Genomic DNA, 13,871 nt, shown 5'->3' on the forward strand with positions numbered 1-13,871 from the left:
CTTCGCCTTTCAGCGCTTCCAATGCGACCTTGGCCTTGAACTCTGGGTGATGTTGCTTCCGTTTAGACATACCTGATCTCCTTCGTGTTGAAGATCAGCAGACTACAAATCGCAGCTTACGTCAGTGTCCGAATTTCGGGGGGTAGCTCAGAACGCCTCTCAAACGAAACTTTCCATTTTGAAGAATTAACTCTCCTGCCGCGAACTCACTTGGAGGCACGCCGACGTATATCAGTTTGGACTTTACTACCATAAAGTCCTCTAAGCCTATCTCACTTTCGAAACGGAAGAGTTCAGTTTCACATTGGCTAGTAACATGCCACCCCGTTGGACAAACGCCCTGAGTTCGTTCCTCGACTTCACCGTTCATGGCTGCATCCCAAGTGTAAAGCATTCCTTCACCGGGCGTGGGTTCTTCTTCAACTTCGTCATAAAAACCGTACCAGCCTTGATTCGTGCTGGGAGTTTCCTTGAGGTTGTCCGCGAACCAGCACTGGTCCCCAATCTCTACCAGCCGATAGGTGTTGCCCTGATCGGTGGTGATTTCTGTCATGCAGTCGCAGCCGGAAACTGAGATTAATTTGTCGTTGCAGTCCTCCGGTAGACCTGGGATGGTTTTGCCCAGAACAGGCGAGGTGCGTGAACTTTCAGCCGCTACATTGTTCGCGTTGGATGCGCTGTCAATTGGCAGCGGCCCTGTGTCTTCCTTTTGCGCATAATAGAATCAAATGCTGCCAAGCCCAAGCACCAACAGCCCGAAACAAGCCGCCAGCCACCAGTATGATTTCCTCATTTTCATAAATTAAATTCAGCCTGACATTATCACGAATAAACGATTTTTCAAAATTGCACTGGCTGTTTGGCGGGGGAGTGTCTGTTTTAGTCGTAAGCGACGGGTACGGCATACATCGCCCCTTTGCTTTTGCCAAAAGCGAAACTGTCCGTATCCTGATGTGGCGAAGCTTTTACAGGTTTCATAGCGTTGTCTCCTCTGCTGGAGCCACAGCCTAGCCGTCGCCCCCCGGGTTCATCGGCTCAAAATACCTTCGCTTTTGGCAGTAGCGAAACTGTAACCCCTAACAATCATGCGGCTGAGCCGCCCATCAAAAAAGAGCGCGTGGAACCGTGGCCGGATCATAGGGCAGAAACGGCCCCTTGCGCTGAGCGACATTCGAAAACTGGAAGCATCCCTGCCCCAGCGGGAACGCTGGCACGATCTGGCACTCTTGGGCGTAGCGCTCGATACGATGTTGCGGGCGACAGATCTGCTGGCTCTGCAGGTGAAAGACGTTCAGGCGGCGACGGGCGTGATCAAACCCCGCCTCGTACAAGCGCAACGCAAAACAGGGAACGTGGTGCAACCGGTACTGACCCCGACTACTCGGCAGTATCTGGCAAACTGGTTGAACAAAAGCGGCAAGCAACCGGGGCACTACTTGTTCACCCGCACCAAGCCGATGGGCGCGGCTCCGATTCCTCGGCCCCACTATGCCGAGTTGGTCAAATCATGGGCCGAGTGGCTGGGGTACGACCCCGCCGACTTTTCCACGCACTCACTACGGCGTACCAAGGCAGCCCATATGTATTGGGCGGGCGAAGACATCACCCTAGTGTCGCGCTTGCTCGGGCACAAGTCACTGACGCACACCGTCGAGTATCTGGGCATCAATCAGCATCAGGCGGAACAAGCGGCGCTAAGGCACGAGTTTTTGACGGGCTATACAGGATAGGCCTACGACGGTTTTTACCGTATCTAAACAAAAAGCCTGCTAAGTGGCTTGGTCATCGGACTGGTCAAAATGCCCCCCAAGTCAAACTTTTTTTGTCAAGAAAATTTGACTTTAAAACGGTTTTCGGTAGAAAATAGAGTTAACACTAAAATTTTGAAAATGGCAAAATTTGGAACGTTGGCTGCCGGAGCTTTGGTACTAACGACCGCCCTTAGTGCGGCAGAGCAGGCTGACGCGCAGGCAATTGAATTGACATTGCCACATCCAGACGGGGAAATATCGGTGGATGTTTCACGGGTCGCCTACGAAACACAGGCCGATATTTTGGCAGCGCTACAAGGTTGCCTTCAAGAGGGCTTCGCCTTTGCAGATGCCGATGAGAATGGTCAAATTGAAGGCAATGAACGATATGATTGGGATGATGAGCGCGCCTTTTGCGCTGAGACAGCTGAACGGGATTTTGGCATAGCAGAGGCAAACGTAAGAAGTGCTGAGTCACGAGCTGCTATAGCGGCAGCAGAAGCACGTAGTGCTGAAGCCCAAGCACGGATTGCCGCTATGACGGAAGAATTGATTCAAGGGGCACGCGAAGAGAACGATCTTTAGGAGCTAATTTGATAAAAAGTCGTGTTTCTGGTATAATCACGTGATTAATCTTTTTTAGAATGCCAGAAATTGGACCCAGTTCAGGTGAAACAGTGCCAACGGTTTCGTCTCCCGAACGTCCTGCCGAGGCGGTAATGGCTGAGGGTGAAGCGGCCGCAGCCGTGGTGCATGACCTCGAAGCTGATCACGCACGTGCGGAAGACCCTGAGCGACGGTGTGCTGATATCAAACTGTGGGTAGAAGCTGAGTTTGATTATTTTGGCGTCGAACCCAAAAACGACCCAGTGGCCGATCAACTAACGGAAATCCTGTTTGCCCATGAACAAACGCAGGTAGAACGTGGTCGTGATGATTATGATGTGACGGCAGAGGAGCGCCGCCGCCTAGATAGAGTGGTGGAGCGTGGATTTGTGGAGCAAGAGCAAGCGGAAGTACTTGATGCCGAGATAGCAGAAGCTGCAGCACTTGATGTCGAAGAGGTTAGAGCTGAAACAAATGCCGATGAAGATGTAGAAACGGCTGATCGATATGCTGATATCATTCGTGAAATGCAGGCTGAAGGGAAAAGCAACACCGAAATTATTGCTGAGTTGGCGAATAATGAAGCTGTTCCAGCCTCTGAGCGGGTGAAATTGCAGAGTTTTATCCGAATTTTGGATTTAGCGGCAGCTGTACCAGCAGATCGTGAAGTTATCGCAGCACGTATTAATCAGCTGGATATGAGCCAAGGGGTACCGGACCCGGTACAGTTTATTCAGACGGCAATTTTTAGTTCGCCCGACTACGACAATGGCGTGAGCCAAGCCACCCAAGACGCGATTGCCGCCGAATTTGGCATTACGCCCACGCGTCCGGCGCGACCGCGTAACGCTTCCGAAATGCAAACGACACTTCGTGAAGGCCGGGGAACGCGTGAAATACGGGAAATCCAAACCGTTGAAGAGCCGCCAGGCTCTGGCAACTTCGTGGAACGGGAGGTGGTGGTCGGGGAAGAACCGATTCCTTTTGATCCCGAAAACCCGCTGGTGCTATCCACCACCCCACCAATAACGGTGTTTCCGGTGTCTCCTGGTGGTGCCGAACACCGAGTGGAGGGCGTGGTTGAAGGCGGGGAGCCTGTTCGGTTGAAGTGCCAGAGTCGGGGGCGTTTCCTGCGGCAGAGGTGAACAACCGTATGAACGAGCAAATGATGAACACGGTGTTCCGCAATAGTGGGATGACTGGAGTCTTAGAACATTTTCATGGTCGGGGGGACTCAAGCCTAGGAGTCTCGGCGGAAACCGATTTTGCCTCGTTGGGGCAAAACGATATGACCCAATCCATCATGCAAGCCTTTATGGGCGAAAATACCACTTTAGGTGGACGGTTTTTAACCAACGGAGACCTGAATGCCTTTCGGGAAGGGTTACTCCATTTGACCCCTGATGGTGATTTAGGCGCCTTTAATCGTATGGATCCTGAAGTGGCTAACGGCTTGATGACAGCCATGTTTGGGTCTGACCGCGCTGATATTCAGGCCAATCTGGATCGAGCGCGACCGTTTATCAACACGGGAGGGGTGGAAAGCCCAAACTATTTAGCACTTTATAACAACCTATACCCAGAGGATGCCGCCAATGGCTATCCTAATCTTAGAGCTATTGGTGGACGCGGCGCGGATTTGCTTAATTTGCCTTCTGCCTAAGGTCAGTCATAATAAACAAAACTAACCTTTATCCCCTATAAGTGAATCAAATCATCCTCATCTGTATAAGGCCAGGACGGCACCGTTTATATTGGTTTTGGGAAGACAAGAAGTGTTCTCCAGATAGATACGATATTACCGGCTAGCTTGCGCGGACGGTCTAATGATGAAGTGAAAGGTTCTAAATCTATTAGTCAGTTTTTTTTGAGCTGGCGAATATGGTGTTGATTTCGGCAGAAGCGATGCAAGCTTATATGAAGTCAATAGATATGACCGGTGTCACCAAAGCAAATCCCGCTGAAGTACAGGTGCCAGCCTTCGATTTGGATCACCTGAAGTTGAGAGAAGCGGACGGCAATCTTCGAACACTGCGGATTCAAGCGCTGTTCACGGTGGTTGCGGCGTATTGGGAGCATACGCCCAAGCTGGCTTTGAAAACGGGCTTAGTGGCTGGGTTGTGGCGACACGGAATGCCCGCCCCAGATATCATACGGAGCATTGCGGTTTCAACTGGCAAGGATGGCCAGTTGATAAAAAGCTCTAGTTGCGACTCTGACATGATTCATGTGATCATTGACGCCTATTTCGCCAGTAAGGATCGCCCTACGCAAAGTGAGCTTTCTCAAGCGGATGCCAAGGAGATGCTTGATCGTTTGCTGGCAGCCACGCGCAGCGCGGTGCTTGGCAGTAAGGACGTGGCAAATACGGTTCTACACAGAGCCGATCTTCGTCGGCTGGGTTTGATCGACAATAGCGGCAAGGTTGACTTGGACCGAGTTAAAAAGGTCGCTGAACAGGTGTTTAGCGTAGAAAAACTGTCGTTTGACGATTTAGCCGCATGGGTGGATGAAAATTTCAAATCTGTCGAAACCAGTACCAATGACGTCACTAAGAAATCACAGGCAATGTTGAAAAAGAAACGAAAACAAGGTCGCCTCAATCGAAAACGCGGACGCCAGTAACGCGGTTAGTACGAGGCAATCAATCGTCCGGGGGATTTTGCTTTGGATCTTGAGCGAGCCGCTCAAAGGCTTCTTCGGCAATGCCGTAGAGTATTTCCAAGGCTTCAAAGACGTCATCATCCTCATAGTTCCGCGCGATCATTCCTAACATACCACGCGCGGATTCGATGCCGATGCGGCGTTCATTTTCTTGATGGTCGTCGAGTCCGCCGCTTGGTGGTTCATTTGCAGTCATGAATATTGGGTTAATGCAGCATGAGCATACCGTAACCCCATGCGTGACTTTTCGGCGGCGCGTTCAGGCGTGGAATTGGAAAGAGGGCGCCCCATGGCCGCCCTCCAATTCTACTTGGGAAAATGAAACAACTACATGGCCGCCTTGATGGTCGAGACCATAGTCGCGCCGACGGCGGCCAGAAAGTCGCGGAGCGCGCCGCCGTTGTCCCCGACAATATGCACCTGGCCGTCACTGGCGATCCGGGACAAAATGTCCTGATTGGCATCAGCCCCGTAGGCAACCGCTGTGACGTTCGCCCGTTCTTGCAGATCCTGAATATTCTTGTCGCTGACCCGTGATTGGCCGTCCGACAGGAACAGAACTTGCGGCTGCAAATACTGCCAGCCATCCGGGTTGGGACGGGCTTTGAAAGCTTCGATCTCGGAAATCGCAGCCAGGATCGGCGAGTCAAAATTGGTGCCGCCAGAAGCGATCAGGTTCAGGGCTGGCACAGAAGTTGCCGCCTCAGCCGCGCACAAAACATGGCTGGCATGGTTAAATGGGATGACTGTTACCAAGAAACCACCTTTGTTTGAGGGGTCCGCCAGCTGCAACAAGATTGACCCCATGGCCATTTCCAGTTCCTGAATCTTTTCGCCCGACATGGACGAGGAATGATCGAGCAGGAACAACACACGTTGCTTGACGTTGGACGCAACGCCGGTGGGCAGTTTCTTCTTCACCGTCATCTTCAGCGGCGGGAACGCCTGGGCGGCTGGAGCCGTGCTGCCCGACGGGAGAGTGGTTCCCGGCGCGGGGCTGGTTTGGCCCAGCGGAATGGTCGCGGCGGGGTGTTGGCTGATGGTCATCGTTGTCTCCTTTACTGTTTGGGTGATGAGCCACTGGTTTCATAGCCCGAGCCACCCGACCGGTAGCAGCGACGGAGTTCCGCCTCCTGACCTCCGCCTCGATCTGTGAAGATTGGAGAGCAGCTCAAATCACGGAGAGTGCCATGACCCAGTTGACCCGATTTCCCATCGACCAAAGTTTCAAGGATCGTCTAAAGACGCGTGAATTTTGTATTGATGACCCGGACAAGCGGCTTCCCACAAGAAACGAATTTCCGTCGCGGGTGCTGGATCTGCGCGGGCGTACTGGCAAGAACCAAGCCGCGCTGTTGCTGTCCGACCGGAATGGTCGTAACGGATCGGATCGATCCCGTGTGCTGCCTTGGCTTGCACCGCTCATCGGATGGGCCGGATGGCCCGAGCAGGCCAAAGCACATGATCACCAGCCGCCAATCTTTCAATGGCCAGCGGCCTCGCCCGCCGAGGGGATTGACCTCGCGACCAGAGCGTTGGACTGGCTGGGGCAGATCAGATTCGACGATCCGGTATTCTCTTCTGGAATGCTCGGGGCGCTGTTGATGACCCAGACTGTCGCGATGATGCAGCGACGGGCGATTCTGAAAGCGACGACCGCCACCGCACCTCCCGCCCAAGCCGACCTATTTGCGGACACCCTGCCAAATCCAAACAGAAGCGAAAAAGCGACGACATGGGCGGTGGACGCTGCCACCCGTCAAGGGCAGGTACGCGAAGAAAATCAGGACGCCCTGCGGGTGCTGCGCTTTGCTGATGACGTGGCGGTGATGATCGTCTGCGATGGAGCTGGTGGCATCGGCGGTGGGCATGAAGCCTCTCAATCGGCGGTTGCGGCGATTTCGGACGCGTTGTCTGCACGCTGGAACGATACCGCTACATTGGCCCGGGCGGATCTCGACGCGGCTATCGAAGCTGCCCGCGAAGCCGCACGCGTCGAAGACCTCGAAGGAGTCACTACGGCCCTTCTGGTGTTGCTGGATGGCGAAAACATGCATTTTGCCACGCTCGGCGATGGTGCCATTTCGGTCATTTGGCCCGATGGCATGGTCGGCCCAATGCAAGTCCCACACCATATCCTCGAAGGTCCTCACAACCCCCTAGTCGCGGATTGGGAGCACCGTGTGTACGAAGTCCCCGAGTGGGGAAGCTTCGCAGGGGTGGAATTCGACGAAAACGACCGCTTTGTCGTGCTGGCCCAAGGTCAATCTTTGACCGAACTGCCCACATGGCCTTACAAATGCGGCATGATCGGAGATATCCGTTCCTCGGATGGCGAATACCTGATCGTGGCCCCTAACGGGGGCTATGTAACGATGGTCGACAATCACGCTTATCTGGATGTCTTTCCTCCGCAAAAATTCGGCCTTAGCCCATTCCCATTCTGGGAACCGTGGCGCGATCTGGGCCAAGACCTCACCGACAAAGTCTTTGGTGAGTAAGCCACACGACCACCGAGCAGCTTCGCGCTCCGCCAGAATTCTGGCGGAGCGCTTTTCTTGGAATATCGTGCTTGCAAATGCTGATAAACAAGGCCCCAATCCCTCTGCAAAAAACCATTTCTGAGGCCTTGCCCTGACCGAAATAGATGAACTTTGGAGTGCTCTTCAGTCCGACCCGAGCGCCCGTGCCGATGACGTCATTCGTGCCTGGCTGCAGTTGGGCGTTTTGCTCTCAGACGGCGCACCCGAACCCTGGGATGGCCCATCGGCGCAGACCTGTTTTGCAACTGCATTGGATCTGGCCGCAGTGGGAACACCTGAATTTGCCGATGCACTGCTTGGTCATGCGTCGGCACTGGTCGACTGGAGCGACGCGCAATACGAACAGCGTCTCGAAGAAGCTATTCAACAACTGGAGCAGGCAGAAGACCTCTTCAAGCGTTTTGACGATGAAGTAGGGTGGCGTGAGGCAACCATTCGTCGTTGCCATGCCATATCCGAACTGGTTGGCAATCGTAGGTATGAGCTCATAGACACGGCAATCAAGGATGCGGAGGCGCTTCTGAAAGACAGTGCCGTCAAATTGGGGGCCGCTCAACGTGGAAACCTGAACTTGATCTTGGGTACTCTTTATCAGGATCGCCTTGAAGGTGAGCCCTCCGCCAACCTGGACGCGGCGGAAACGGCCTATCGTCAGGGATTGCAGGCCTTTCGACGAGCCAAGGATCCGAATGCAAAAGCTCAAATCTACCTTCAACTCGCGACAGTTTGCTTCACTAGGGTCGAGGCAGGCGACTTTGCTGCGGTTGGCGCGACAATCCGCTATGCGCGCAAGGCACGTACGTTAGTCAGCGACGTGGCACCGGTAGAGCTAAAAACTGGAATCATCAGCGTATTGGCACGCGCTTATGCTGCCCGAGAGGGTCGAGAATGGGTCTCCAACTTCAAAAAAGCCGAAGAGCTGCTTGCCGAGGGAATATCCTTAGCGGATGCTCAAGAATCTGTGGCTGGAGCGTTGCTACACCTCATACGCGCACAGATCTTCGTACATCTCTCGCAGCACCCGATGATTAACCGGTTACCGGACGCAATCGAAGATCATGATGTCGCGGGGCGTTTCTTCAGCCTCGAAGACACGCCGCAATGGTGGTTTCAGCATCGGGAAGTCGCTGGACAAATTGCGGGTATGTTAGATCAATCTGAAGGGATGATCGAAATCGCAGAAGATGCTTTTAGCGCGGCAAAAGACTATTTGGGAACCCGATCCAGCCACCTCGAACGACGGCACATTCTGTCTCTTTTGTCCCTGACCCTTGACCTTGGAGTGTTGGGCTACCTCGAACATCAAGGACCAGTGGAAGGGTTGCTGTTCGCGCGCCGATTGTTTGGGTTTTTGTCCGATTTCGATCCAACACCCATAGAGCACGGGCCAAACGCAGCCGAGATTCATTTTCTCAACCCCGCGACCGAAAATTATGGGTCTATCCTTTTGGCTTTTGGGGACGACTGCATCCGATATCCACTGGAAGGACTAGGGTTTGAGGCTTGGGAAGCGTCGCGCCTGGGTGAACTCAAAGACGCAATTAGCGGCTTGGCTGTGTTGTCTGACCCTGGAGGGGTTGCTGAGTTTGCGGATCATATCCAACGCTGGATTCATCTCGTATCCGGCAATCTCGACCCAGTCACTTCGGATATCGTCGACGAAGGCTTTGAAGAAATCATTGTTTTCGCATCCGGACCTTGGTCAACTTTTCCAGTCTCCGCTATCCAGCTGCCGGGGCCTGAAGGACGCCTTTTGGTTGATCAGGCCAGAGTCCTGCATGGTCCATGCGCGCATCAAGAAGAAAATACCGTCTTGGATAGGGTGCTCCACCTTTGTGACCCCAAGCTTGACCAGTCGTATGAAGAAGCTGCGTTAATAAAGGGCATGTCAAAGTCCTACACCCCCGTTGACCGACTAAGCGACATTCAACACATGCTGTCGTCCGGCGAACAATTTGATCTGATTCACGTAACTTGTCATGGCCAGTTCAATCCTGACTATCCTGATGGATCAGGCGTCATATGCCCAGACGGTGAAATTCTTACAGCTCTGTGGATATATGAGCATGCCCATTTGCAGTCTTGGCCTTTGGTTTGCATTGCCGCGTGCCTCAGTGGTGTTCCGGATTTTGAAAGTATGCCGCACGAAGGGTTTGGTCTCCCTTCGGCATTTATCAAAGCCGGTGCGCGAGCGGTGCTTGGGACACAATGGCCCGTTGACGACTTCGCGACCCGGCTCTTTGTGCAAGAGTTTTACAGCAACATCAAAAATGGAATGTTGGCCTCTCGGAGCTTTCATCAAACTCAGAAATGGATGCGATCTCTTGAGGAAGCCAAAATCGATCCAATCCAAGAGAGCTTTCCACGTTTCATCGACGGTGACAGCCACGTCTTCGACGAAGAACCATATCCCTTTAGACATCCCTACTTTTGGGCGGGCTTCACGCTCCATCTGGCGTAACCAGCCGATAGGTCGAGACGCCCACAAGCGCTGGGGTAGATGTTGCGGCTTGAGCCAAAAGTTCAGCGGCTATGTTCAGGAGATCTGAGTTTGTTAGTGGTTTCCGCACGTTTGCCGAACCATGAATGTTGTGCAACGCCAAACCGGCTCCGGATATGGCACAAAACCCGTACCGTCCGGGCGTGTTACCCATCATAAAGGGTCGCCCGCGTTTTGATATTCGCCAATTTCCGTAACCGTCCCCCTTGCGAATGGGTAGGGGCAATATCTGAGCTCTCACGGGGCGACCATCGGCTGTGGCCTCTTCCTGATCATCAATGAAATTTATAACCAGCGGTCGATCCTTCGCAACCTCTGCGTCAATCTCAAGAACAAATTCACTTTTGATTGGAAGGATCGTTTCAGAGGCAATGCTGACAGGTTCGCCCCCATCTTCAAGATCCATCCATCGCAGATTCTTGCCAGAAACAATCTGCGGCTCGATCCCCATGGGAGAACTTGCCGCTAGCGACTTGAGCACCATGATTGGATCAGCACCGCTCCAATTGACTTTGATTTGAACCCCGGAAAGCTGTCGCAACACTTGTTCAAGCGTACCGGCCCGTATTAATTCAGGATCAAGCGCATCAATCGCGTCCTGGCCGAACACACGGGCGAAACAAAGCGCCAAAAAATCCAGCTCGCGCTGGATCAGCGGTTTGTCATTTCCCTTCATGACATTGTCCAAACGGTTTCGGGCGGAGACGTCATTCAAAACCTCGCGCTGGCGCGTGTTTCCTTCATCGTCACGGTATTGTTCGGTAAAACTATGCGTAGCGTACATCCGCTGCGCGATCGCCGGGTATTTGGCCCCTCGACCGAACACGCCTACCGCCAATATGAAAGTGAATTTTGCCCGCAGATGTAAACCAAAGCCGATACTCTCCGAGGCCTTAATCTCCTCAGGCGTAATTTTGGTTTCAAATTCCGGTGGCGCTATGTCCTTAGTCGTCATGTCAATCTCCGATGCTCTTTGCTTTTGGCTTCCTAACATGAGTACGGCGTTGCGTCCCCCGACGGAGTTCCGTCGGAAGACGATGAAGCATGGAGAAACATCAGAAACCCGGGCTGTTTTGAGATGAGACACTCAGGCCTCTGCTGTGGTTTCACCTTGCCCCTGTCGCCACCTCGATCGGTTGTACTTGGTACAAATCTTGGTACGTTTTCGAGCCGAGGCGGTTGCGGACCTCTTGGCTCTTCGCCGCTAATCCCTTGAAGTTTGGCCACTTCTGGCTTACTTCTGGGGCGCAATCGGGTGAACCGTGCAATCCCTTCGTCTCCGCCACCTTCATATTTCATCCTTTATTTGCAGGGATTTATGAAGGTGATTGGCGAGCCTGAGAATTTGATTCGTCTAGGTTTGCGCCCCCTTTGGATCCCGCACAGCCTCGTGAAAGCTTCATCGGCATGCGGAGGGCGACTTGCGTCCCTTGTGTTAGTCACCTCAGCAAGAGTAGCGTGGCCAGTGACGGCCATGATCTCATGAGGGGATGCGCCGACCCCAGCCAAACGTCTCGCAATGGCTTTTCTCAAGCCGTGGGGGGCGCATTTCGGGAGGTTGGCGGCGTCGCGCCAGCTTCGCATTCTGTTTCCGAGTCCGTTGGCCGAACGCAGAACGAAATGCACAGGGAAGTCGATGAGAACGCCGCCGGTGTCTTCTTTTTTTGCCGCCGGTATTTCCAGGCACACCAAGCTGTTGAGATAAAGCGGGTTCGACGTCCTGTGGCATTTGGCGTCGTGAGCCAAAAATTCTGTCAACCCAGTGGCGCAGGGTTAATGGGTCCTAACCCCGGCAAGATCAGGGTAAGGTTGAATCCGACATAGTTCGCAAGTGACAGGCGCTTCCAGGTCGGCTGCACGTTTCACGCGACTGTGCAGGCGGGCAAGGGAAACGCCCTGTGGCAGCGAAGTCTTTGAAAATGATGCGAATGATCGCGACTGGGTTTTTGTGGCAAATGGGCGTTTCGACAATAGTCTGGTGGCCTGTCGAACCGGGGCCCGGCAGATCGAGGAAACGGTCTGATCGTCACGAACGCCTTCGCGATATCGCCGCTGGCGTGACTGCAGCAACCGCTGCACACCTAGCAGGCATTCGCCGAAAAACGTGAAGAAAATAGGCAAAAAACGCCACCGCCAACAGGTGCGAAGAATTTGTTGACCCACAAAGATTCATAGTATCTATTTCTTGAAATTGCCTGTGACCCGCAACTCCGGATTGTCCGGCTTTTGGGGGTGATGCAGGCAAAATGGGAGGAATAAAAATGATGAACCGCCGAAATTTTGCAGCGCTTGGTGCCCTTGCCGTCGCCGGAGCGATGACAGCCATGACGGCCACCCCGGCACTGGCCGAATATCCAGAGCGCCCGATCACGCTGATCGTGCCGTGGGGTGCCGGCGGGGGCACCGATGCCACCGGACGGATGATTGGCACGCTGTTGCAGGCGGAACTGGGTCAGCCCGTGGTTGTGGTCAACCGCGACGGCGGCAGCGGCGTTGTCGGGCACACTGCAATCGCCACCGCCGACCCGGACGGCTACACAATTGGCGTCGCCACGGTTGAAATCGGCATGATGCATTGGGCCGGTCTGACCGATCTGACATGGACCGCCTATACCCCGATCGCCCTTTACAATGCCGACGCTGCGGGCGTGATCGTGCGTGCCGACAGCGATTGGACCAGCGCCAGCGACGTGCTTGCCGCGGTCTCGGCGGAACCGGGAAAATACAAGGGCTCGGGCACCGGACAGGGCGGCATTTGGCATCTGGCATTGGCGGGCATGCTGAACGACGCAGGCATCAGCCCCGATGCGGTGCCATGGGTCCCCTCCAAAGGTTCAGCGGCAGGATTGCAAGAGCTGGCTGCGGGCGGCGTTGACATCGTGACCAGTTCGGTCGTCGAAGGCGCGGCAATGATCGCCGCAGGTCAGGCCAAGGCGCTGAATGTCATGGCAAGCGAACGCATCGGCGCCTTTGCCGATGTCCCGACGCTGAAGGAGACAACCGGTTCCGATTGGCAACTCGCGGCCTGGCGCGGCATCGTTGGCCCCGTCGGCATGCCGGATGAGGCAACCCAAAAACTGACCGTTGCCCTGGAAAACGTCTGGAATTCTGATGAGTTCCAGGAATTCATGAACGGACGCGGCTTTGGTCTGACCTGGAAATCGGGTGACGACTTTGCCGGATGGATGGAATCGTCCGACGCGTCGCTGGGCGCGGTCATGACTGCGGTCGGCTTGGCAAAATAGACCAACATTAGCGAAAAGCCATGCGATTGGGATTGGGCGGCGGCAGGCCGCCCAATTTCGCTCTGCAACAATTTTTGCGAGGTCGAAATGCGCTTCAATGATGCTGTTCCGGGCTGTTTCCTTATCCTTTTTGCGATAGCCGAGATCCTCTACACCCGGACCTTCCCCCAGCTACACGGACAGAACTTTGGCCCTGATCTGTTCCCGATCCTGATCGGCGGCGGGCTGATCATCTGCGGCGGCCTGCTGGTCTTTCAGGGCGTTGCGACACGCCGGACGGTGCCGTTGCTGACATTGGGTGATTGGTCCAAAGACCGCCGCACCGTTGTCAATCTTGGGCTGATGATCGGCAGCATGGTGTTTTATATCCTGTTTTCGGGCAGCCTTGGTTTTGTCGTGACCTCGACGCTCCTTATGACCTTGTTGCTGTCACGTCTGGGCACCGCACTTGTCCCCAGCATCGGGATCGCCGTGCTTGTCACGATGATCATTCACACCGTTTTCGCAAAAATCCTCCTGGTGCCGTTGCCCTGGGGCATTCTGCAAGCCATAGCGTGGTAAA

The 13,871-nt window shown here is 54.3% G+C and carries 13 protein-coding genes; 9 read left to right on the forward strand and 4 right to left on the reverse strand.

The annotated features are described in order from the left end of the window. Nucleotides 1-121 precede the first annotated feature (121 nt). The gene (locus Q4577_RS11745; protein ID WP_303469543.1) at nt 122-553 is read right to left on the reverse strand and encodes an FISUMP domain-containing protein; all 432 of its coding nucleotides are present in this window, start codon (nt 551-553) and stop codon (nt 122-124) included. A 532-nt stretch (nt 554-1,085) separates the two neighbouring features. Here Q4577_RS11745 and Q4577_RS11750 point away from each other — a divergent pair. The 5 genes from Q4577_RS11750 (at nt 1,086) to Q4577_RS11770 (ending at nt 4,982) form a co-directional block, all read left to right on the forward strand. Then, entirely contained in the window at nt 1,086-1,730 is a 645-nt protein-coding gene (locus Q4577_RS11750) for a tyrosine-type recombinase/integrase (protein ID WP_303469541.1), read from the forward strand. 69 nt (nt 1,731-1,799) lie between these two features. After that, nucleotides 1,800-2,336 carry a hypothetical protein gene (locus tag Q4577_RS11755; RefSeq protein WP_303469539.1) on the forward strand — a complete coding sequence of 179 codons (537 nt, stop codon included), beginning with the start codon at nt 1,800-1,802 and terminating at the stop codon, nt 2,334-2,336. Between the two features lie 134 nt (nt 2,337-2,470). Beyond that, nucleotides 2,471-3,502 (forward strand): hypothetical protein, encoded by a 1,032-nt coding sequence (locus Q4577_RS11760; protein ID WP_303469538.1) that lies wholly within the window; start codon nt 2,471-2,473, stop codon nt 3,500-3,502. An 8-nt stretch (nt 3,503-3,510) separates the two neighbouring features. Continuing rightward, the gene (locus Q4577_RS11765) at nt 3,511-4,020 is read left to right on the forward strand and encodes a hypothetical protein (protein WP_303469537.1); all 510 of its coding nucleotides are present in this window, start codon (nt 3,511-3,513) and stop codon (nt 4,018-4,020) included. Between the two features lie 218 nt (nt 4,021-4,238). Then, nucleotides 4,239-4,982, forward strand: coding sequence for a hypothetical protein (locus tag Q4577_RS11770; protein ID WP_303469536.1), 744 nt, complete (start codon nt 4,239-4,241; stop codon nt 4,980-4,982). A gap of 19 nt (nt 4,983-5,001) precedes the next feature. Here the strand turns inward: Q4577_RS11770 and Q4577_RS11775 are convergent, their stop codons facing one another. Then, on the reverse strand, nt 5,002-5,217 hold the full coding sequence (locus tag Q4577_RS11775) for a hypothetical protein (protein ID WP_303469535.1): 216 nt from the start codon (nt 5,215-5,217) through the stop codon (nt 5,002-5,004). 131 nt (nt 5,218-5,348) lie between these two features. Beyond that, the gene (locus Q4577_RS11780) at nt 5,349-6,068 is read right to left on the reverse strand and encodes a vWA domain-containing protein (RefSeq protein WP_303469534.1); all 720 of its coding nucleotides are present in this window, start codon (nt 6,066-6,068) and stop codon (nt 5,349-5,351) included. Nucleotides 6,069-6,211: 143 nt separating this feature from the next. Here Q4577_RS11780 and Q4577_RS11785 point away from each other — a divergent pair, with 143 nt between their 5' ends. Both Q4577_RS11785 and Q4577_RS11790 read left to right on the forward strand, forming a co-directional pair. Beyond that, on the forward strand, nt 6,212-7,522 hold the full coding sequence (locus tag Q4577_RS11785) for a protein phosphatase 2C domain-containing protein (protein ID WP_303469533.1): 1,311 nt from the start codon (nt 6,212-6,214) through the stop codon (nt 7,520-7,522). Between the two features lie 217 nt (nt 7,523-7,739). Further along, the gene (locus Q4577_RS11790) at nt 7,740-10,025 is read left to right on the forward strand and encodes a CHAT domain-containing protein (protein ID WP_303469532.1); all 2,286 of its coding nucleotides are present in this window, start codon (nt 7,740-7,742) and stop codon (nt 10,023-10,025) included. On the opposite strand, the gene Q4577_RS11795 is transcribed toward Q4577_RS11790, so the two are convergent. Continuing rightward, complete coding sequence (locus tag Q4577_RS11795; protein ID WP_303469530.1) at nt 10,006-11,019, reverse strand: hypothetical protein; 1,014 nt, start codon at nt 11,017-11,019, stop codon at nt 10,006-10,008. The genes Q4577_RS11790 and Q4577_RS11795 overlap by 20 nt on opposite strands. Nucleotides 11,020-12,325: 1,306 nt before the next feature. Here Q4577_RS11795 and Q4577_RS11800 point away from each other — a divergent pair. Further along, on the forward strand, nt 12,326-13,309 hold the full coding sequence (locus Q4577_RS11800; RefSeq protein ID WP_303469529.1) for a tripartite tricarboxylate transporter substrate binding protein: 984 nt from the start codon (nt 12,326-12,328) through the stop codon (nt 13,307-13,309). A gap of 87 nt (nt 13,310-13,396) precedes the next feature. Further along, nucleotides 13,397-13,870: a tripartite tricarboxylate transporter TctB family protein gene (locus Q4577_RS11805; RefSeq protein ID WP_303469528.1), complete on the forward strand. Its 474-nt coding sequence runs from the start codon at nt 13,397-13,399 to the stop codon at nt 13,868-13,870. The last annotated feature ends 1 nt before the right edge of the window (nt 13,871 follow it).

The sequence above is a fragment of the Marinovum sp. 2_MG-2023 genome (assembly GCF_030548265.1).
GTDB lineage: Bacteria > Pseudomonadota > Alphaproteobacteria > Rhodobacterales > Rhodobacteraceae > Marinovum.